This is a genomic window from Oleiphilus sp. HI0066, assembly GCF_001635725.1.
Genome location: NZ_LWFH01000224.1, coordinates 16,099 through 36,182 on the forward strand (window position 1 = coordinate 16,099; position 20,084 = coordinate 36,182).

The 20,084-nt window shown below is 45.1% G+C and carries 18 protein-coding genes; 11 read left to right on the forward strand and 7 right to left on the reverse strand.

From position 1 onward, the window contains the following. Positions 1 to 40: 40 nt before the first annotated feature. The gene (locus A3738_RS03465) at positions 41 to 1,069 is read right to left on the reverse strand and encodes a LysM peptidoglycan-binding domain-containing protein (protein WP_068483308.1); all 1,029 of its coding nucleotides are present in this window, start codon (positions 1,067 to 1,069) and stop codon (positions 41 to 43) included. Between the two features lie 224 nt (positions 1,070 to 1,293). On the opposite strand from A3738_RS03465, the gene def reads away from it, so the two are divergent. The 5 genes from def to A3738_RS03490 are packed head-to-tail and all read left to right on the forward strand — an operon-like array spanning position 1,294 to position 6,952. Next, on the forward strand, positions 1,294 to 1,809 hold the full coding sequence (gene def / locus A3738_RS03470; RefSeq protein ID WP_068483225.1) for a peptide deformylase: 516 nt from the start codon (positions 1,294 to 1,296) through the stop codon (positions 1,807 to 1,809). 22 nt (positions 1,810 to 1,831) lie between these two features. Continuing rightward, positions 1,832 to 2,761 carry a methionyl-tRNA formyltransferase gene (gene fmt / locus A3738_RS03475; RefSeq protein ID WP_068483305.1) on the forward strand — a complete coding sequence of 310 codons (930 nt, stop codon included), beginning with the start codon at positions 1,832 to 1,834 and terminating at the stop codon, positions 2,759 to 2,761. A 19-nt stretch (positions 2,762 to 2,780) separates the two neighbouring features. Then, on the forward strand, positions 2,781 to 4,067 hold the full coding sequence (gene rsmB / locus A3738_RS03480; protein ID WP_068483302.1) for a 16S rRNA (cytosine(967)-C(5))-methyltransferase RsmB: 1,287 nt from the start codon (positions 2,781 to 2,783) through the stop codon (positions 4,065 to 4,067). Between the two features lie 44 nt (positions 4,068 to 4,111). Continuing rightward, the gene (trkA, locus tag A3738_RS03485) at positions 4,112 to 5,485 is read left to right on the forward strand and encodes a Trk system potassium transporter TrkA (RefSeq protein ID WP_068483299.1); all 1,374 of its coding nucleotides are present in this window, start codon (positions 4,112 to 4,114) and stop codon (positions 5,483 to 5,485) included. 18 nt (positions 5,486 to 5,503) lie between these two features. Beyond that, positions 5,504 to 6,952 (forward strand): TrkH family potassium uptake protein, encoded by a 1,449-nt coding sequence (locus tag A3738_RS03490; protein WP_068483295.1) that lies wholly within the window; start codon positions 5,504 to 5,506, stop codon positions 6,950 to 6,952. Here A3738_RS03490 and A3738_RS03495 read toward each other — a convergent pair. Continuing rightward, positions 6,949 to 7,521 (reverse strand): hypothetical protein, encoded by a 573-nt coding sequence (locus tag A3738_RS03495; RefSeq protein ID WP_068483291.1) that lies wholly within the window; start codon positions 7,519 to 7,521, stop codon positions 6,949 to 6,951. The genes A3738_RS03490 and A3738_RS03495 overlap by 4 nt on opposite strands. A 128-nt stretch (positions 7,522 to 7,649) precedes the next feature. Here A3738_RS03495 and A3738_RS03500 point away from each other — a divergent pair, with 128 nt between their 5' ends. From A3738_RS03500 to glyS, 3 genes are all read left to right on the forward strand, one after another. Continuing rightward, the gene (locus A3738_RS03500) at positions 7,650 to 8,090 is read left to right on the forward strand and encodes a YtoQ family protein (RefSeq protein ID WP_068483288.1); all 441 of its coding nucleotides are present in this window, start codon (positions 7,650 to 7,652) and stop codon (positions 8,088 to 8,090) included. A 102-nt stretch (positions 8,091 to 8,192) separates the two neighbouring features. Beyond that, positions 8,193 to 9,161 carry a glycine--tRNA ligase subunit alpha gene (glyQ, locus tag A3738_RS03505; protein WP_068475658.1) on the forward strand — a complete coding sequence of 323 codons (969 nt, stop codon included), beginning with the start codon at positions 8,193 to 8,195 and terminating at the stop codon, positions 9,159 to 9,161. A 2-nt stretch (positions 9,162 to 9,163) separates the two neighbouring features. Next, positions 9,164 to 11,233 carry a glycine--tRNA ligase subunit beta gene (gene glyS / locus A3738_RS03510; protein WP_068483285.1) on the forward strand — a complete coding sequence of 690 codons (2,070 nt, stop codon included), beginning with the start codon at positions 9,164 to 9,166 and terminating at the stop codon, positions 11,231 to 11,233. Positions 11,234 to 11,271: 38 nt separating this feature from the next. Here the strand turns inward: glyS and A3738_RS03515 are convergent, their stop codons facing one another. Further along, positions 11,272 to 12,237, reverse strand: coding sequence for a TAXI family TRAP transporter solute-binding subunit (locus tag A3738_RS03515; protein ID WP_068483281.1), 966 nt, complete (start codon positions 12,235 to 12,237; stop codon positions 11,272 to 11,274). 160 nt (positions 12,238 to 12,397) lie between these two features. Between A3738_RS03515 and A3738_RS03520 the strand changes: the two genes are divergently transcribed. Beyond that, a complete protein-coding gene (locus tag A3738_RS03520) occupies positions 12,398 to 13,195 on the forward strand; it encodes a GGDEF domain-containing protein (RefSeq protein ID WP_068483278.1) in 798 nt (265 codons plus the stop codon). Here the strand turns inward: A3738_RS03520 and A3738_RS03525 are convergent. Next, positions 13,179 to 14,066 carry a TraB/GumN family protein gene (locus A3738_RS03525; protein ID WP_068483274.1) on the reverse strand — a complete coding sequence of 296 codons (888 nt, stop codon included), beginning with the start codon at positions 14,064 to 14,066 and terminating at the stop codon, positions 13,179 to 13,181. The two genes, A3738_RS03520 and A3738_RS03525, sit on opposite strands and share 17 nt — an antisense overlap. A gap of 6 nt (positions 14,067 to 14,072) precedes the next feature. After that, entirely contained in the window at positions 14,073 to 14,690 is a 618-nt protein-coding gene (locus tag A3738_RS03530) for a DUF416 family protein (protein ID WP_068483271.1), read from the reverse strand. A 122-nt stretch (positions 14,691 to 14,812) separates the two neighbouring features. Between A3738_RS03530 and A3738_RS03535 the strand changes: the two genes are divergently transcribed. Further along, positions 14,813 to 16,084, forward strand: a complete 1,272-nt coding sequence (locus tag A3738_RS03535) for an O-acetylhomoserine aminocarboxypropyltransferase/cysteine synthase family protein (RefSeq protein WP_068483269.1) — start codon at positions 14,813 to 14,815, stop codon at positions 16,082 to 16,084. A gap of 82 nt (positions 16,085 to 16,166) precedes the next feature. Here A3738_RS03535 and dcd read toward each other — a convergent pair whose 3' ends face one another. Then, positions 16,167 to 16,733: a dCTP deaminase gene (gene dcd / locus A3738_RS03540; RefSeq protein ID WP_068479760.1), complete on the reverse strand. Its 567-nt coding sequence runs from the start codon at positions 16,731 to 16,733 to the stop codon at positions 16,167 to 16,169. 168 nt (positions 16,734 to 16,901) lie between these two features. Here dcd and A3738_RS03545 point away from each other — a divergent pair, with 168 nt between their 5' ends. Continuing rightward, positions 16,902 to 18,938: a bifunctional diguanylate cyclase/phosphodiesterase gene (locus A3738_RS03545; RefSeq protein WP_068483266.1), complete on the forward strand. Its 2,037-nt coding sequence runs from the start codon at positions 16,902 to 16,904 to the stop codon at positions 18,936 to 18,938. Here the strand turns inward: A3738_RS03545 and apbC are convergent. Continuing rightward, positions 18,935 to 20,032 (reverse strand): iron-sulfur cluster carrier protein ApbC, encoded by a 1,098-nt coding sequence (gene apbC / locus A3738_RS03550; RefSeq protein ID WP_068501543.1) that lies wholly within the window; start codon positions 20,030 to 20,032, stop codon positions 18,935 to 18,937. The genes A3738_RS03545 and apbC overlap by 4 nt on opposite strands. Positions 20,033 to 20,084 lie beyond the last annotated feature (52 nt).

A 20,084-nucleotide genomic window follows, 5' to 3' on the forward strand; every position in this document is an offset into this window, starting at 1 on the left:
AGAGGTGGCTTCATCATTTATTGTATTTCCAGATACTATCTTACGGAGTACGAACTTCATCCATAATTTTCAATGGACGATTTGCGCGTAGTATCAAGCCGTAACTAAGCTTATCAAAGACTCTGAAAATCATCATCAAACCCGCTCGTTCTGAAGGCAGTTCAATGCGTTCTTGAGTGTAAGGGTCTCGTACTATACCGCCAGACTTATACACAGCGAGTACGTTGCCCTCTTTGATGCCTTCTCTTGCGCCACGGTTTACTACAACAACGTTATACTGACCGATGTTGCCCACGCCAGATTCAACAGCAATCATCTTGCCACGAATATCACCATCTGGCTTGCTCGGAGTAAATGTAGAATTGATCACGCGATCATCCGTCGGCAATACGCGATCACCAATACGTAACTCTTCGCTTGAGCGCTGAACGGTCAAAGTAATTACTTCACCTTGCACCGCATCCACTTCTGCCGTCGCAATTGACTTCGCCTCTAAACCCAAAAATTCTTTAGAGTCTGGATCAACATATTGCTCACTCTTACGAAAAACACCAACTGAGTTTTCACCTTTCACATCACCACGCGCAAACACTTGGTCACCGGCGCCAGTAATTAAGTGGTCTTCTTTACCTGACAAGATATATGGCGCCGCTTCTAGCTCTTCCGCTGTCACAATACGATTTGTCGAAAGAAAGCTCGCTATCGCATCAAGCGGAATAGTAGGGATAGCCGTTTCAATTGGCGTCGAACGAACCTGAGGGCTTAATTTTTTAACCCCATTATTAGGACCTTCTTTCAAAGTAGTTATGCGCGGCTGACCATCGATATAAATCAAGCCAATCACATCGCCAGGATAAATAAGATGTGGATTCGCTACCTGAGGATTCGCATGCCATACCTCAGGCCATAACCACGGAGACTTCAAGAATCGTTCTGATATATCCCAAAGGGTATCACCCTTCACAACGGTATAGCGTTCTGGATAGTCTTCCGTAAACTCTGGCGCCGCCGCAAGCTGGAAACTTAAAAAGAAAACCGCTGCACAGCGAACAAAAAACTTAGAAATCATGATTTGCCTATAACTATTATCATTCACAAATACGTAGAGCACGCGTTTCTACTCGCACACTATTTCACTGCCAATACAGTTACTTCGCTCTACTTCATTAAAAAACTATAGATGAGGCTTGAGCAATTTGTACTAAATTAGCTTTCTATTAGATAATACTAGCAGCGTATTCGTGATATACACCACAATTTGAGCATTCATCTTTAAGAAGCATACATAAACCTATGGCATTACTCGAAATATTAGAATATCCGGACCCTCGATTACGCAAGATCGCGGCGCCGGTTGAACAAGTGACTCCAGAGATTCAAACTCTGATCGACGATATGTTTGAAACAATGTACGACGCACCAGGAATTGGCTTAGCGGCGACTCAGGTCGATCAACACATTCAGCTTATCGTGATGGATCTTTCTGAAGATAAATCTGAGCCACATGTTTTTATTAATCCTGAAGTCACCGTATTAGAGGGTGACCCTGAAAAAATGCAGGAAGGCTGTTTGTCTGTGCCAGGATATTATGAAGATGTGGAGCGCATCGAGCATGTGCTAATCAAGGCTTTAAATCGTGAGGGCGAAGCTTTCGAACTCGAAGCAACTGGCTTACTTGCGGTTTGCATCCAACATGAAATGGATCATTTGAATGGCAAGCTATTCATTGATTACTTAAGCAAACTTAAACGCACGCGCATCAAGAAAAAGCTAGAAAAGCAGCAGAAAGCGCAAGCCTCTGCCTCGTAAATCGAACAAGCCGAGAACACCATTGAAAATTATCTTTGCGGGCACGCCCGATTTTGCGGCTAGCAGTCTCGCCGCTCTTATAAATGCAGGTCACAATATTATTGCGGTTTATACGCAACCCGATAGACCTGCGGGGCGAGGCAAGAAATTAATGCCAAGCCCAGTAAAAAAAACAGCACTCGAACACGATATAAAGGTCTTTCAACCTCTTAATTTTAAAGAGCCAGAAGCACGTCAGGAATTAGCAGAGCTTGACGCTGATTTAATGATCGTCGCGGCTTACGGCTTAATCTTGCCAAAAGAGGTTCTCGATACGCCAAAGCTCGGTTGCATTAATATTCATGCATCGCTGCTACCCCGTTGGCGCGGAGCCGCGCCTATTCAACGCGCAATCCAAGCAGGTGATTCAGAAACTGGCATCACTATCATGCAGATGGATGTAGGTTTAGATACCGGCGATATGTTGCTCAAAGAGCGCTGCGATATCTCTGACACTGTCACCGGTGGAGAGCTTCATGATGAACTTGCGGCGATGGGTGCGAAGTCTATTTTACGCTATCTAAACGAACCAGAAGATCTCATTCCAGAAAAGCAAGATGACGCGCTAGCTAACTATGCACATAAATTAAGTAAGGCCGAAGCTCATATTGACTGGTCCTTATCCTCTTTAGAAATCGAGAGAAGTGTACGTGCATTCAACCCTTGGCCTGTCTCCTACGCAGAACAAGACGGCCAACGTATTCGTGTGTTAAGCGCAAAAGCTTTGGACTCTCAGTCAAACGCGCCTGTTGGCGAGATCGTTGAGAAGTCAAAAAATGGCGTGCTCGTGCAATGCGGCAATGGAGCACTTCTAATCACTCAACTACAGTTAGCTGGTAGCAAAGCTGTTTCAGCTGCTGACTTTTTTAATGGCGGCAAAGCCATTTTAGAAGTTGGAACGACTCTCAACTAACTCGCCCGGATACTTTTATATGAACGTGCGTTTTCTTGCAGCCAAAGCAATCGATGAGGTGCGTATTCAAAAACGCTCTCTGAATACCGCTTTGCCAAAAGTCTCCCGCGAGGCGCGGCCGGTTGATAGAGCATTACTTCAAGAGCTCGTGTTTGGCAGTTGCCGTTGGTTTTTTTATCTTGATGATCTTGTGAACACCTATTTACAACGCCCTTTGTCGAGAAGAGATGAAGAAACTCGCACGCTGCTAGTAATAGGCGCGTATCAGTTATTGTTTACTCGCATTCCAGACCACGCAGCCATACATGAAACAGTCGAAGCAGCCAAAGAACTGAAGCTCTTGAAAACGCGCGGTTTGATCAATGCGGTTTTACGAAGCATTTCTCGCGACCCAAAACCTGAAATCTCAGATGATGATATTAAGGCTAGTTTCCCAGACTGGTTTTCAGCAAAAATCGAAAACAATTGGCCTAATCAAGCCATGGATACAATGCGCGCATCCAATGCTCACCCTCCTATGTTTTTGCGCGTCAATACAAGCAAAGTAAGTCGAGAAGACTACCTAAAAACGCTGCACACCAATCAAATTCTGGCTACAGAAACTAGCTTTTCAGAAAAAGGCATTCTTTTGGAAGAAGCGCAAGACGTCGACAAACTGCCTGGATTTGATGAAGGTTTAGTGAGTGTTCAAGACGAGGCTGCACAGCTTTCAACAAAGCTATTAGACTTAGCGCCAAACTTACGCGTTCTCGATGCATGCTCTGCTCCCGGCGGAAAAACATGCGCCATGCTCGAAGCTGAACCGTCATTAGACGTCACTGCCTTAGACCAAGATGCGAAACGCTTAGTGCGAGTCGAAGAAAATCTTGCTCGCTTGGGATTGAAGGCCAACACGATTGCAAGTTCTGCTGAAGATTTAACGCGTTGGTATGATAATCAACCCTTCGATCGTATTCTTCTCGATGCGCCATGTAGTGCAACAGGTGTGATTCGTAGGCACCCTGACATTAAATTACTGAGAGATCCATCAGACCTCAAGAAACTCGCAGAACTGCAGCTACACTTACTAACAAGTCTTTGGAAAACGCTCAAACCTGGTGGCAAGCTGGTCTATGCAACATGCTCAATTTTCCCGCAGGAAAATGCACGCATCATAGAACGCTTTTTAGCTTCAGAACCGAGTACGACCTTACTTCCCATTGAAAGCGATTGGGGAGAAGACACTGGATATGGCAAACAGCTATTTCCCTCAGAGCAAGGACACGATGGGTTCTTCTACGCTTTGTTAACAAAAGATACTAAGTAACGGCGTTTTACACGCAGCATACGCAATTTAGGCATGCACTGTTTATGAAAATCATTATTGTGGGCGCAGGACAAGTAGGCGGAACGCTTGCTGAAAACCTTGCGATTGAAGCCAACGATATCACCGTGATTGACCCTGACAATCAACGTTTATCTGAATTAAGCGACCGTATTGATATTAGAACAATTGAGGGCTTGGGCTCTTACCCAGAAGTACTCGAGCAAGCTGGCGCTGAAGACGCCGACATGCTAATCGCCGTCACCAACAGTGACGAAGTCAACATGCTGGCATGCCAAATCGCGTACTCCTTATTCAAGACGCCCACAAAGATAAGTCGTGTAAGAGCAAATGCATACCTCAAGCAAAAATCTTTGTTCCGAAACGATGCCGTACCGGTCGATGTACTGATCAGTCCCGAACAAGTTGTCACGAAACATATAAAACGCTTGCTCGAGTATCCAGGCGCTCTTCAAGCGCTAGATTTTGCTGAAGGCGAAGTTAGTCTGGTTGCTATTCGTGCCTGTGAAGGTGGCCCATTGATCGGTCATGAACTTGCGGCAATTCGGCAGCATATGCCTAATATCGACACGCGAGTTGCGGCCATATTTAGAGATGGAAAACCAATCATCCCAAGCGGTAACACCGTTATCAATGAAGGAGACGAAGTGTTTTTCATTGCTGCACGTGATCATATTCGAGCGGTAATGAGTGAGCTCCAACCTTTAGAAAAAAGCTACAAACGCGTGATGATTGCAGGGGGTGGCAATATTGGTCAGCGCTTGGCAGAAAAATTAGAGCGCCGCTACCGCGTGAAAATCATCGAATCGTCGGCCTCGCGTTGTAAATCACTCTCCGAACATCTAGAACGTTCCACTGTACTAAATGGGAACTGCGCCGACAAAGACATGCTTATCGATGAGAACATCGAGAATACAGACGTGTTTATCGCAGTCACTAACGATGACGAAGCGAATATCATGGCATCGATGCTGGCAAAACGAATTGGTGCACGCAAAGTCATTACGCTAATCAGCAATCCAAACTATGTGGATCTGATTCAAGGTGGAGAAATCGACATTGCTGTATCCCCACAACAAACAACGATTGGCAGTCTGTTAACGCACATTCGTCGTGGAGACGTAGTCAATGTTCACTCTCTGCGTCGCGGTGCAGCAGAGGCAATCGAAGCGATTGCGCATGGAGACCATCGCTCTTCGAAAGTAGTCGGGAAACGACTCGATGAAATCAATCTGCCGCCTGGCACAACGATCGGAGCGATTGTGCGTAAAAAAGAAGTATTGATCGCGCATGACCATATCCGTATCGAACCTGATGACCACGTCATCTTGTTCTTGATCGATAAAGGAAGGATCAGGGAAGTTGAGAAACTCTTCCAGGTCGGCCTAACGTTTTTCTAGAGTGATCGAGATCTTCTAATGCAAATTTTAACTATTGGCCGAATGCTGGGGATTTTGTTGATGCTATTCAGTGTCACGATGCTGCCCCCCATTGCCGTCTCACTCTACTACATCGATGGGCAACTCCATGCCTTCTTGGACGCATTTGCCATCACACTTGGCTTAGGTTTTCTAGTCTGGCTACCCTGTCGGCAACACAGAAAAGAATTACGTGTTCACGATGGTTTCTTAATTACTGTGATGTTCTGGGTCGTTCTTAGCTTTAGTGGGTCCATCCCACTATATCTGTCTGATATGCCTGATCTCTCCTACACAGATGCGTATTTTGAGTCGCTTTCTGGATTAACGACGACAGGGGCAACCGTTATTACAGGCCTCGACTCACTACCAAAATCAATCTTATGGTATCGCCAACAGTTACAATGGTTTGGCGGTATGGGTTTGATCGTTCTAGCCGTCGCTGTACTGCCAATGCTCGGCATCGGTGGTATGCAGCTCTACCGTGCAGAGGCACCCGGCCCTGTGAAAGACAGCAAACTCACTCCTAGAATTACCGAAACAGCAAAAGCGCTATGGTATATCTACCTAGGATTAACCGTGTTGTGCGCTCTCGCTTATTGGAGTGCAGGCATGGAAGTATTCGATGCCGTTGCCCACAGTTTCTCAACCATTGCGATTGGTGGCTACTCAACACATGACCTAAGTATCGGCTATTACAACAACGTACATATCGAACTTGTTGCGATCTTTTTCATGTTCATTTCTGGCATCAACTTCGCACTGCATTTTGCGGCGCTTCGTTCCAATAGCCCGATCATCTATTGGAAAGATGCAGAATTCAGATTTTACACCGGTGTCATTTTCTTAGTTTCCATCATCACGATTGCGACGCTCTACCACACTAGCACCTACGACCCTGGCACATCATTCGTAAAAGGTTTATTCGAGGTGGTATCCATTGCCACTACAACGGGTTTCTCAACGGCTGATTTTGCCAACTGGCCTTTTGTATTACCGTTTTTACTCTTCGTTGTCGCTTTCATCGGCGGCTGCGCAGGATCAACTGGCGGGGGCATGAAAGCCATTCGCGTGATGCTGATATTCAAACAGGGCATGCGCGAGATAAAGCGCTTGATTCACCCTAATGCGGTGATTCCTGTAAAAGTAGGCAAGAAAGCCGTACCTGATCGGGTTATCGAAGCCGTATGGGGTTTCTTCTCCCTGTACGTATTCTCATTCGTTGTGCTTTTGTTACTGCTTCTCGCAAGCGGTTTAGATCAAGTAACTGCATGGTCGGCAGTTGGTGCCTGCATCAATAACCTTGGACCAGGTCTGGGAGATGTCGCAGCACACTATGGCGATTTACCGACTTTTGCGAAATGGGTTCTTTGCGTAGCAATGCTAATGGGGCGTCTAGAAATTTTTACGCTATTGATTCTATTCACGCCAGCCTTCTGGCGCTCTTAAGCGCCAGAAATACCGAGCTTACGTAAACCTTTGAACACACCTTGCGTTATGTTGTCCAGCTCATGGCGCGCCTTGTGGCTAACACTACGTAAAGCGCTGATCTCATCACCATTTGCATAATAAGCATCACAAGTACGCATCGCTTTCGCAGCGGGGCTTTGTTTATCTAATTCATACCATTCGCATATTTTTTCAACTGACTGCTGAAAAGCTGACTCAAATCCATGTGTGCTAATTGATACCGTCGTTCGCTTGATGCTTTTTAACCAAGGCACGTTGATACGGAGCTCCAAGACCTCAACTGTCGCTCTACTACCTCGCTCAACACTAACACGCCGTAGACCTCGAATTGAGCCATCATCTCTCACATGAAATTCTGGTTGTGCAGCACGCTCTCGCTGATAAACTTCATATTCCCGCGTAAAACGTGTTTCGATCGCCTCAGCCTCTTTGCGTGCAGCGTCTTTATCTTCTCCGATTCGCACATATTCTTGAAACTCTTGTCCGCCCCAAGAACGATAAACTCGAAAATAGTCTAAACCACCATACTTATGGTCATAGATAGGCACCCTATACCTCCATTGTATAAATATGTGAATCCAAGCATGAGCGATGCTTGCATCCTCAATTCTGTTTATTAGAATCCGCTCACCTTACATACAGTTTTATCAATAAATTCTAGGGACATAAACCTAATATGAGCTACAGCATTTATCTTTCAGGTGAGATTCATACCGATTGGCGTGAGCGTATTGAAAATGGCATCAAAGAAGCCAATCTGGACATCGAGACACTAAGTCCAGTAACTAATCATGAAGCCAGTGACGAAGTTGGTGTCCGGATTCTTGGTGAAGAAGAAAACAACTTCTGGAAGGATCATAAAGCAGCAAAGATCAATTCATTGCGCGCAATGAATGCAATCGAAAAGGCTGATCTTACCGTGGTACGTTTCGGACCAAAATACAAGCAATGGAATGCTGCATTTGAAGCAGGCATTGCTATTGGCAAAGGCAAGCCAATCGTTGTGATTCATGACCCAGAATTAACGCACCCACTCAAAGAAGTTGACGGTGCCGCGATGGCTGTCGCAGAAACACCCGAGCAAGTGGTTGAAATTTTGAAATATATCAAGCAATAAGTGAGCGAGCGGCGAATAGCTTAGTGTATAATGCCGCTCCTTTTTCTCGCTTTTTTGTCAAAGCAACGAAAATATAATGAATTAACTACGGGTGCTTGAGTTGTGGCTGAACAATCCAATCCAGATGTAAAAACCTTTCAGGGGCTAATTTTAGCCTTACAAAATTTTTGGGCGAGTAAGGGCTGTGTTGTTCTTCAGCCCCTCGATATGGAAGTCGGCGCAGGCACATTTCACCCTGCTACATTCCTACGAGCGATTGGCCCTGAAACTTGGAATGCAGCCTATGTTCAACCAAGTCGTCGTCCAACTGATGGTCGCTATGGCGAAAACCCAAATCGCCTTCAGCACTACTATCAATTCCAAGTTGTGATGAAGCCATCTCCTCTCAATATTCAAGAGTTGTATCTTGAGTCATTAAAAGCCATGGGGATTGACACACTCGTTCACGACATTCGCTTTGTCGAAGATAACTGGGAATCACCAACACTAGGTGCGTGGGGTCTTGGTTGGGAAGTTTGGCTCAACGGCATGGAAGTTACTCAGTTCACCTACTTCCAACAGGTTGGCGGCATTGAATGCTATCCAGTCACCGGCGAAATCACCTACGGACTAGAACGTATTGCAATGTATTTGCAAGGCGTCGACAGCGTATACGACTTAGTATGGGCACATGGCCCTGACGGCGACGTCACATACGGTGACGTATTCCATCAAAACGAAGTAGAAATGTCGACATACAACTTTGAACAAGCTGACGTTCCATCTTTGTTCAAGAACTTCGACACTTATGAGTCTGAAAGCCAACGTTTGATTGAACTAGGCCTTCCACTTCCAGCATACGAACTTGTTTTGAAGGCGTCACACACGTTCAACATGCTAGATGCACGTCATGCTATTTCTGTGACCGAACGTCAACGCTTTATCCTTCGTGTTCGCAGTCTTGCACGCGCCGTTGCACAATCTTATTTCGATACCAGAATGAAGCTTGGTTTCCCTCTCGCGTCAGATGAGCTGCGTGATGAAGTGATCGCAAAAACCGAAGCCGCCAATGCAGACAAAGGGAGTAAGTAATCGTGTCTAGCAAAGATTTCCTGATTGAACTTGGTACGGAAGAACTCCCACCAAAAGCACTTAAAAAACTCTCAGATGCGTTCAGCCAAGGCATTTTAAGCGGTTTAGATGAAGCTGGCATTTCATACAAGGATCATAAAAGCTATGCAGCGCCTCGCCGCCTTGCCCTAGAGATTTCAGATCTAGCACTGCAACAAGCGGACAAAGAAATTGAAAAACGCGGCCCATCAAAGAAAGCCGCTTTTGACGACGCTGGCGAGCCAAGCCGAGCTCTACTTGGCTTCACAAAATCACTAGGCATTGAGCCAAGTGACTTAGAAGAGATGGAAACCCCTAAGGGCACATGGTTGATTTATCGCTCGACGGAATCAGGCAAAGCAACAAAAGATTTAATCAGCGACATTGTGGCCCAATCTCTTGCGAAACTGCCAATTCCAAAGCGTATGCGTTGGGGAGCAAAGAAAGAAGAATTCGTTCGCCCAGTACAATGGGTCGTCATGCTTCTTGGAGAAGAAGTTGTGTCTGGCGAAACTATGGGGATCACGCATGGCAACATGAGTCGTGGACACCGCTTCATGAGCACTGGTGAAATTCAAATTAATACGCCGTCTGAGTACGAAAGTAAGCTCAAAACTGAAGGCAAGGTCATGGTTAATTACGAAGAGCGTAAAGCCTTGATCAAATCTGGCGTAGAAAAAATAGCACTCACAGTAAATGGTATCGCGATTATCGATGATGATTTACTAGATGAAGTAAACTCACTGAATGAGTGGCCAACACCTTTACTTGGTAACTTCGATCACGATTTCTTAAGCGTCCCTGCAGAAGCGTTGATTTCATCGATGGCTGAGCATCAAAAATACTTCCACGTATTAGATGCTAACCAAAAAATCATGCCGCACTTCATTACGATCTCAAATATTGAGAGTAAAGATCCTGCGCAGGTTATCTCAGGTAACGAACGTGTTATTCGCCCTCGTCTTGCAGATGCTGCGTTCTTCTTTGAAACCGATAAGAAAACAAGCCTTGAGTCGAAACGTGAGTCGCTGAAAAACATCGTTTTTCAAACTAAATTGGGCACCGTATACGAAAAAACAGAACGTGTTGCCAAGTTGGCGCAACGCATTGCACAAGCAATTGGTAGCAATGAAGCTTATGCACTACGTGCTGGCGAACTAGCAAAATCAGACCTTGTTAGTGAAATGGTACTCGAGTTCACGGATCTTCAAGGTTTGATGGCATACCACTACGCACTCTTTGATGGCGAAGAAGAAGAGGTCGCTCTCGCACTGAACGAGCAATACATGCCAAAACAAGCTGGTGGTGAATTGCCAAGCACACATACGGGTTGCGCACTTGCCTTAGCAGAAAAGCTAGACTCGCTTGTTGGTTTGTTCGGTATTAACCAGCCACCAACCGGTACGAAAGATCCGTTTGCTCTGCGTCGCGCATCACTCGGCGTACTTCGTATCATTGTCGAGAAAGGACTTGATCTAGATCTGCGCGATCTAATCGCTTGGGCTGCAGAACAGCACAGCGCGCTCGAAAATAAAGAACTAGACACGCAACTTCTCGATTACTTGCTAGATCGATTCAGAGCTTGGTTCGATGACGAAGGCATTTCTGCGGAAGTATTCTTAGCGGTTAGTGCACGTAAGCCGACAAAACCAGTCGATTTCGACAACCGTATTCGCGCTGTCGCAGCATTCAGCGCGCTACCTCAAGCTGAGGCACTTGCCGCTGCCAACAAGCGTGTATCGAATATTCTTGCGAAAAACGAAGCAGAAGCGTCGTCTGAACTCAATGCATCACTCTTGAGTGAAGCGGCCGAGAAACAACTTGCGGACCAAGTAAGTGCATTAACAAGCAAGGTAGAGCCTTTGTTCAAAGCCGGTGATTATACACAGGCCTTGAAAGAACTGGCCGAGCTTCAGGCGAGCGTCGACGCTTTCTTCGACGACGTCATGGTTATGGCGGATGACATTGCGGTACGCAACAATCGAATTGCTCTGTTAAAACAACTTAGAGAGCTCTTCCTACAAGCTGCAGATATTTCATTACTCTCGCGCTAGTAAAAGCAAAACTAAAAACGGGCCTTATGGCCCGTTTTTTATTCCGAAACGCTTAATTCTAAAAACTCTTTCTTGATCGCTTTAACACCCTGATGCGGTGGTAAGCCAACATCATCACTGAACATTTGAGCGCGCCCCACATTCTTAAGAGCCGGATGCAATCGTTTGAAGCCGTTCAAATCTCGCGTAATCGAAGTGACTAAAGCTTGCACTAAGCCCGCATCAACGCGCTCAGCACTTACTAAGTGAGCCGACACGCCAAAGGTTTTAACATCTTCGTCCATGCCTCGGTAACTCCCCCGAGGTATTTCCGCGGGCGCATAAATTTCAGATTGAGCTATCGCTCTATCTAGTTTTTTTGAACGAACAGGGACTAATACGCTATCGCAATCGGTAGTTGCCGACTTAACTGAGCTATTCGGCGTGCCAGCGATATACACCATCGCATCAAACTTGTCCTGACAAAGCGCCGTGGCTTGCTCATCTGCCCCAACAAAATGCACTTCAGAAAAATCAGAGTGCCACCAAGCTAATGATTTCATCAACCATTCCATCGTAGCTCTCTGCCCAGAACCTTCGCTTCCGATATTAACGCGCTTACCCTTCAAATCTTCTAACTTTCGAATGTTTGAGTCAGCTCTCGCCACAATGGTAAAAGGTTCATCATATAGTTTGATCACATGTCTCAAACCTGTATGCGGGCCATAAAACTTAAACTCCTCTGCCCCACTCCAGTCGTGCATCATCCAATCACTTTGCACAATGGCGAGATCAATATCGCCGCTACGTAAGCGCTTTAAATTTTCAAGTGACCCTTCTGAACTCTCTACAAAACAACGGACACCTTTGTTCTGCTTTTGCGTATTGAGCATCTGACAAATCGCGCCACCTGCTGGGTAATACACTCCGGTGACTCCACCTGTTGCCATCACTAAATGGGCTTCTTCAGCACTCAACAACGAAGAAACAAACAAGAGGAATAAGGGGAAGGCTCTTTTTATCATGTAAATATCATTTATTTTTTATTGTTCAAGCATTCAAGATTTAATAGAAACTCAAACCCTCATGCAAGAATTTATTGGCATGAACTAAAAATCTCGCCTATATACAGGATTCATCTGCGCACAAAAGAATAAAGCGCACCTGCCAAGGAGGCTCGATAACATGACAATAATCCAAAACCGTTCCATTCAATTTGCGAACAGCACGCTCATGCGGCACTTTTCCCTTCCGACTTTACGCGCATGTTATGGCATCGGCTTAGCAATCATGTTCCCAATCGGATGGGTTGTTTTACAATGGATAGCAGGTCGAAACCCTTTCTCTAATGTCTCGTTCGATATTCTTTTGTATGGCTACATTACATGCATGAGCGCAATCGTTTTCGCGGGGTTTGGTTACATCATTGGAAAACGTGAACAAACAATGACAGACCTAGCATTAAGCGATGGTCTGACCGGCTTGTATAACAAACGTTATTTCCAAACTCGGCTCGATCAAGAGTTCGAGCGCTATCAACGCTACAACACACCAATGTCTTTAATTCAAATAGACTTAGATCATTTCAAACGTGTCAACGATACTTGGGGTCATCAAGCCGGCGACATGGTTCTTAAAGAAGTTTCTAAACTCATACTTGATAATTTACGAACGGGTGAGATTGCCGCACGCATTGGGGGCGAGGAAGTCTGCATTATTGTCTGTAATTCTCAGTCTAACGAAGCCTTTCAGTTAGCAGAACGTTTAAGAAAAAGGATCAAAGAACTACGTCTTCAATGGAATGGAGAGGAAATTCGAATCAGCGCCTCATTTGGTATTGCTCAAGCAAGTCCAAATGTTCTTACTAAATGGCAGCTATATGAACGCGCCGACAAAGCACTATACCAAGCTAAGAAACACGGTCGCGACCTGACCTTCATCCACAATGAAAGCACTAGCTCCAGAGCTACTGAAGTTGCGTAAGCGATAGTCCTCGTTCACGCAACAACTCAACAACACCTGCTGGCCCATCTAAGTGGCCAGCGCCCACCACAACGAAACACACACGCGTTTGCATACATGCAACAATTTTATCGGCCATCGTGCGATTTCGCTCAAAAAACAGTTTTTCAAAATAAGGTTTCAATTCGGGAAAATCACGCATTGGTTCAGCAATAACCATGTTATAAAGAGCAACTCCATCCGAGTTTTTCCATGCCGCTTCTATCGCTTGCCATTGTTCTTGGTAGTCCGCCATCGCGAGTAATGATTGCCCAAACACTGCTTCATTTATCGGCAAGTTTTCAAGCAATTCCATTTGAAAGGCAAGCCCCTCTAACTCTTCGACCGGTTTTTTATACTGCGCTCGATCAAGGAAATAACGGTCAATGCCATAACTCGCTTCATAGCCGAGCGACTGAGCTTGGAGAGCGGCTAAGCTCAGTCCAAGAAAACCAGGCCGGTATGATCCAAACAAAGCGTCAGGCTCACTGATACCCAAAGCACGAAACATCATTTCAATACGTTCAACCAAGGGTGCAGAAAGTTCATCGCGATAATGCACGCCTTCTGGATATAGAGCATATTTTGACATCAATGCATTCATATCAGCCTCTGAAACGCGACTTTCATCCGCTTCCACCAAGAGAACATCTGACTTTGTAAAACGATCAAGAATCTTCTTGTCGAATGGATAAAAGCTGCTATTTGCCATGTGAACCGCCCCTATCAAGTAAGCACTTGCATACTTGTCAGAATCTTTTTTTACATCCCAGCTCAAACCAACATAAGACTCTCGCGCCAGAACAGAGCAAGAAAAGACGAGAACAATCAAAGCCAACAAAGGCGCTTTCATAACTGGCTATTCCTCTTCCAGACTAATACCCAAATTACTAACATCGTTATCATGAGCCAAAGTTCGAATTTGTATCATCAGATCTTTTGAAAGTTTATCGGCGCTGCGCAGTATGTCGCATAACTCCTGCTGAAAAGAAAACTCTCTCGCCATCAAATCATGCTTCTCAAAAAGACGAATCAAATCATTTTCATCTAAGCCTTCGCCTTCAGAGAATTCGAGAAACTCTGTCACGCTCGTAATAGATAATTGACTGCCTTCCTCTGCTCTCTTCTTATCTCGATTCAAAGCAGAGAGAAGCGCGAGCTCCCATAGACTTAAGCCAAGATTGCAAGGAATGGCTCCGAATGCAGTTTCTGCATCTTCGACAAAGTGCGCGGCCACCGTATCAAGGCACAAGACCAAACTTTCATCATTGGGCGCCATGACTCCAGACTGCCAACTCGAATCAAGTAAAGAGGAAAAGCCCTTAGGAAAAAATTCAGGATCAACATCGAGACGATCAGTACTCTCTAAAAACAAACGAATATTTGGTAAAGAGCGCTCTACCAGAGCCAATAGAAAAGCCGTCTCTCTCCATCCAGACAAAGCCTTTACCGATTTCATTAATTTTTTAGGGTTCATAGTTGTTTGTTCCTAAACAAAACTTTACCAATACGCGGCACATGTCTATTGCAATGCTGCATAAAAAGCCATTATAAAAAGAAGTTGAAAATCGCTTCATCAAGAGAATAAAGAGAGTAACAATGAAATTAGAATCACTAGCATTACATCATGGCTACGAATCCGAAGCTACTACCAAATCTGCTGCTGTACCGATCTATCAAACCACATCATTTACCTTCGACAACACCCAACACGGCGCAGATCTGTTTGACCTGAAAGTACCCGGAAATATCTATACGCGAATCATGAACCCAACCACAGGCGTGTTAGAGCAACGAATCGCGGAAATGGAGGGTGGCATCGGTGCGTTGGCGGTTTCATCTGGCATGTCGGCCATCACATACTCTATTCAATGCTTAACTCGTGCTGGAGATAACATAGTGAGCACGAGTCAATTATATGGTGGCACTTACAATCTGTTTGCTCATACTTTTCCGCAACAAGGAATAGAAGTAAAAATGTGTGACCATCGAGATTTCGAGAAAATGGAATCCTTGATTGATGATAAAACTCGCGCACTGTTCTGTGAATCGATTGGAAATCCCGCCGGCAACATTGTTGATATCAAAAAGCTATCTGAGATAGCGCATCGTCATGGCATTCCAGTTATCGTCGACAATACCGTTGCAACACCTTACATCTGCCAGCCTTTCAAACTTGGCGCCGATATCGTTGTTCACTCTCTAACAAAATACATTGGCGGCCACGGCCTAGCGATCGGCGGCGCCATTGTTGACTCAGGGAATTTTGATTGGGCGGCAAACAAAGAGCGCTTCCCTCTATTTAATGAACCTGATCCGTCATACCATGGTGTGGTCTATACCGAGGTAATGGGTCCTGCTGCCTTTATTGGCCGCTGTCGCGTCGTTCCTCTTCGTAATACCGGTGCCGCATTATCGCCGCATAATGCCTTCTTGATTCTCCAGGGCTTGGAGACCTTAGGCCTTCGTATGGAACGTCACTGCAACAATGCCGAGCGTGTGGCTGAACATCTTGCAAGCCATCCCAAAGTAACTTGGGTTAACTATGCAGGTTTGCCGACCAGTCCTTACTATGAAAACTGTAAAACCTTATGTGGCGGACGCGCCTCAGGCATACTCAGCTTTGGCATCAAAGGAGGCAAAGAAGCCGGTACACGATTTATCGATGCCTTGCAGATGATTCTTCGCCTCGTAAATATTGGCGATGCGAAATCTCTTGCTTGTCATCCAGCTTCAACGACTCACCGTCAACTTGATGCAGAAGAACTAGCTGCGGCAGGAGTGAGTGAAGATCTAGTACGAATTTCTGTAGGGATAGAACATATTGACGATATTATCGCCGATATAGATCAGGCGCTCGAGCAAGCATAACTCGATTGCTTAATACCAAACTTTAGAAACGAAAAGGGAGCGTTATTACACTCCCTTTTTTGAATCTAAGCTCTCATTTGACTTAGGTTTTCGGCAAGGTCACCCCAGTCTGGCCTTGATACTTACCACCGCGATCACGATAGCTAGTCTCACACACTTCGTCCGACTCAAAGAACAACATTTGTGCAACGCCTTCGTTTGCATAAATTTTTGCAGGCAAATTCGTAGTGTTCGAAAACTCAAGCGTTACATGCCCTTCCCATTCTGGCTCCAAAGGCGTGACATTTACGATAATGCCACAACGTGCGTACGTTGATTTGCCAAGACAAACAGTCAGCACGCTTCTTGGAATACGAAAATATTCCACGGTACGCGCTAATGCAAAAGAGTTCGGAGGGATAATACAAACGTCACTATCGATATCAACAAAGCTCGTTTCATCGAAATTCTTCGGATCTACCGTTGCAGAATGTACGTTCGTAAAGATCTTAAATTCGCTCGAGCAACGTACATCATACCCGTAGCTAGATGTGCCATAAGAAATGATACGACCATCATTTCCTTCACGTACTTGTCTCGGCTCAAAAGGTTCAATCATGCCCTCTTGCTCAGCCATTCGACGAATCCACTTATCAGACTTAATCGCCATCGGTTTTCCCCACTATTCAAATTGCGAGCAATCATACAGCGAGAGCATGCGAGAAAAAAGACTCCCGCCGTGCACAAAACTGGAACTTGCTCAAAAAACGCGCAATAATCAGTGATACGGAACAGGATGTATTCGAGACACGTCAATGCTCATGCCAAAGGCGATATAATGGACAAAAAAGGCATCAAACTACTACGCCCTCAAAAGCTAGGTGACCGTTTAGCGTGGTACTTCATTTCCATCGGTTTAATTTTCACACTCGCCGTCTTCATTACCCTCATTGAATACGAAAACCGAATACATACCGAAAAAAGCCAAAGTAGCAGTAAAGAAGCCGTCGGCGCAATCAAAGCGCAATTAGAACGCAACTTATGGAATGTCGACGATGAAGGCGTTCAAACACTTCTTGATGGTTTATCTAGATCTCCAGCAATTACCGGAGTTCAATTAACAGACGAAAATGGTTTTGCAAAACGTTCAGGTAATTTTGAAGATACTGACGCCGACCTTGAGCAAGTCCTTTACTACGAACAACAATACCTAGGCACCCTTCAAGTACAAACAAGCAATTCCTATTTAAACCACGAGTTTGTCGACAGAATTAAACTGCTAGGCATCGCAGCCGCAATTTTTATCGGCTTATTCGCATGCTTTCTTCAAATCATCGTTCGTCGACTTGTGACCGATCACTTGGTCACAATTAGTACCGCCACACGAGATATAGAGCGAACGAAACAAAATCAATATACGCCTATTAAGCTGAATCGTTCCCCGATCAACGATGAATTAACCGATCTAGTTCAGGCATTGAATCAGGCACAGCAGCAAGCGATTGAATTCCGCCAAGCACGCGAGTCATATGAGAATCAATTGGAATATCAGGCAAGTAATGACGCTCTCACTCATTTGCCTAATCGACGTCATATCGAAAAACATCTCACCAATGAAATGGAAAAAATCTCGAAACAAACAGGAGCAAATCGCTTAGCCTTATTCTTTATTGACTTAGATGGATTCAAAGAAGTGAATGACAGTCTAGGCCACAGTGTTGGCGACCGCGTTCTTCAAGCAAGTGCGAAACGTTTAAAAGAACTTATTGCCAATAATAACAATGGCTACGTCGCGCGTTTTGGGGGCGATGAATTCATCGCTACATGCTCCTGCAATACAAAGCGCGAAGCCGAAGATATTGCGGAATCAATCATTCATTCATTTCGTGAAAACTTTGCGCATAACAATGCACAACTGCAGCTCGGGTGTAGTTTAGGTACAGTGTTTTTCCCTGATGATGGTGTAACAACAGAAGAATTGATTCGCAAAGCAGATACCGCGATGTATCACGCCAAAAACTCAGGACGTAATACTTTCGCCTTTTTTGAACCCAGCATGTTGCAAGACGTCATGCTCAAAAACACGATCAAGAACAAACTCCAAAATGCGCTACGCGACGAAAAGCTCGAAATTTATTATCAGCCACTGATTAATCTCAGAGACATGTCGATTAGTGGCTTTGAGGCATTATTGCGCTGGGAAGATGAAGACTTAGGAGAAGTGAGACCCGATCTTTTTATTCCCATTGCTGAACAAACTGGATTGATATTCCATCTCGATCGCTGGGTATTAAGGACCGCATCAAAGCAAGTCAAAATCTGGCGCGACAAATTCGATCGACCCTTCAATTTATCCGTAAACTTCAGCCCAACGAACTTCCATCATCGTGAGATGATGCCTTGGATTCATAACGATCTCGCCCAAGAAAGCGGGCTTGAGTGGGTCGAATTAGAAGTAACCGAACGTCTGGTTCTTAATTACGATGACAACGTAATACAAGGTTTGGAGGAACTACTGAAACTTGGTATCAGCTTCAGTATTGATGACTTTGGGACAGGCTACTCATCACTCGGTTACATCAAAAAGTTCAGTCATATTTTGTCGAAGATCAAAATTGATCGCTTATTCGTGCACGAAATCATCAATCACAGCTCTGACCGCGCATTAGTGCAAAGTATCGTGACGCTTGCTAAAAGCTTGAATATAGAAGTATTAGCAGAAGGGGTAGAGTCTCGTCGCCAAGAAGACGTACTTATTCAATTAGGCTGCGACTACGCCCAAGGATTTATTTATGAAAAACCCTTGGGCGTTGATGATATTCCCGAGTTTTTAGATACATGGCTGAAAACACCACGTGTCGTTCGTAGCTATTAATCGGTCGATACAATAATTTCGGGGAAGTTTCCTTTAGCATCTTGCGTTTGTTTCGAGATTTCGGCCCCAACTTTTCGCGCAATGTCTTTATATAGCAGAGCGACTTCACTATCTGGTTCTGCTGTCACTGTCGGAGCACCAGCATCCATATGTGCACGAATGGTTTGATGCAGAGGCATTTCACCCAACACAGTTGTGTCATAAGCTTCCGCAATGCGTCGACCACCACCTTCACCAAATAATGGTTCATGATGACCACACGCACTGCAAATATGCATACTCATATTTTCAATAACGCCAAAGACTGGAATGTTCACTTTGCGGAACATTTCGATTCCTTTTTTACAATCTAACAACGCTATATCTTGAGGCGTCGTTACGACAATCGATCCTGTCACGGGTACTTTTTGCGCCAAGGTCAACTGGATGTCACCCGTTCCAGGTGGCATATCAATGATCAGGTAATCTAAATCGTTCCAACGTGTTTGCGTTAATAATTGCATCAGCGCGCCACTTACCATTGGTCCTCGCCATACAACTGGAGTTTTATCTGTCACAAGGTAAGCCATGGACATCGACTGAATACCATGCGCTTCGATCGGCACAAACATTTTATCTTCGTAGGTTTCTGGGCGTGCATCTTCAGCAATGCCTAACATCATGCCAACACTCGGGCCGTAAATGTCCGCATCCAAGATGCCAACACTAGCACCTTCCTGTGCAAGCGCTAATGCTAGATTCACAGCACTAGTACTCTTACCTACCCCACCTTTACCAGAGGCAACCGCAATAATGTTTTTAACATTGCTTAAACTCGGCAAGTTATTCTGGGCCTCGTGCGCAAGCACGCGTTGTCCCACTTGGACATCTACACTCGCTACCCCATCTAAATATTCAATCTGAGTACTGAGCAGTTGCTGCACTGCGCCGTGTAACCCTAAGCTTGCATAGGGCAGTTCTATACGAACCGAGACCTTTCCGTCTATCTCCTCAACCGATTTAACTGCACCAATGTCATACAAATTTTGTTGTAAATAAGGGTCGATGTATTGCGCAATCGCATCCTTTAATTCTTCAGCGTTGACCTGACTCATAACTTATCCCCTTATACATAGCACTGACTTGAAAGTTGGCTTCACCCCTCCA

Coding starts and splice junctions, on each gene's coding strand:
- trkA (WP_068483299.1), top strand. CDS start 4,112: ATGAAAATCATTATTGTGGGCGCAGGACAAGTAGGCGGAACGCTTGCT.
- rsmB (WP_068483302.1), top strand. CDS start 2,781: ATGAACGTGCGTTTTCTTGCAGCCAAAGCAATCGATGAGGTGCGTATT.
- A3738_RS03545 (WP_068483266.1), top strand. CDS start 16,902: ATGGACAAAAAAGGCATCAAACTACTACGCCCTCAAAAGCTAGGTGAC.
- def (WP_068483225.1), top strand. CDS start 1,294: ATGGCATTACTCGAAATATTAGAATATCCGGACCCTCGATTACGCAAG.
- A3738_RS03490 (WP_068483295.1), top strand. CDS start 5,504: ATGCAAATTTTAACTATTGGCCGAATGCTGGGGATTTTGTTGATGCTA.
- A3738_RS03500 (WP_068483288.1), top strand. CDS start 7,650: ATGAGCTACAGCATTTATCTTTCAGGTGAGATTCATACCGATTGGCGT.
- A3738_RS03520 (WP_068483278.1), top strand. CDS start 12,398: ATGACAATAATCCAAAACCGTTCCATTCAATTTGCGAACAGCACGCTC.
- dcd (WP_068479760.1), bottom strand. CDS start 16,733: ATGGCGATTAAGTCTGATAAGTGGATTCGTCGAATGGCTGAGCAAGAG.
- A3738_RS03525 (WP_068483274.1), bottom strand. CDS start 14,066: ATGAAAGCGCCTTTGTTGGCTTTGATTGTTCTCGTCTTTTCTTGCTCT.
- A3738_RS03515 (WP_068483281.1), bottom strand. CDS start 12,237: ATGATAAAAAGAGCCTTCCCCTTATTCCTCTTGTTTGTTTCTTCGTTG.
- A3738_RS03535 (WP_068483269.1), top strand. CDS start 14,813: ATGAAATTAGAATCACTAGCATTACATCATGGCTACGAATCCGAAGCT.
- A3738_RS03530 (WP_068483271.1), bottom strand. CDS start 14,690: ATGAACCCTAAAAAATTAATGAAATCGGTAAAGGCTTTGTCTGGATGG.
- apbC (WP_068501543.1), bottom strand. CDS start 20,032: ATGAGTCAGGTCAACGCTGAAGAATTAAAGGATGCGATTGCGCAATAC.
- A3738_RS03465 (WP_068483308.1), bottom strand. CDS start 1,069: ATGATTTCTAAGTTTTTTGTTCGCTGTGCAGCGGTTTTCTTTTTAAGT.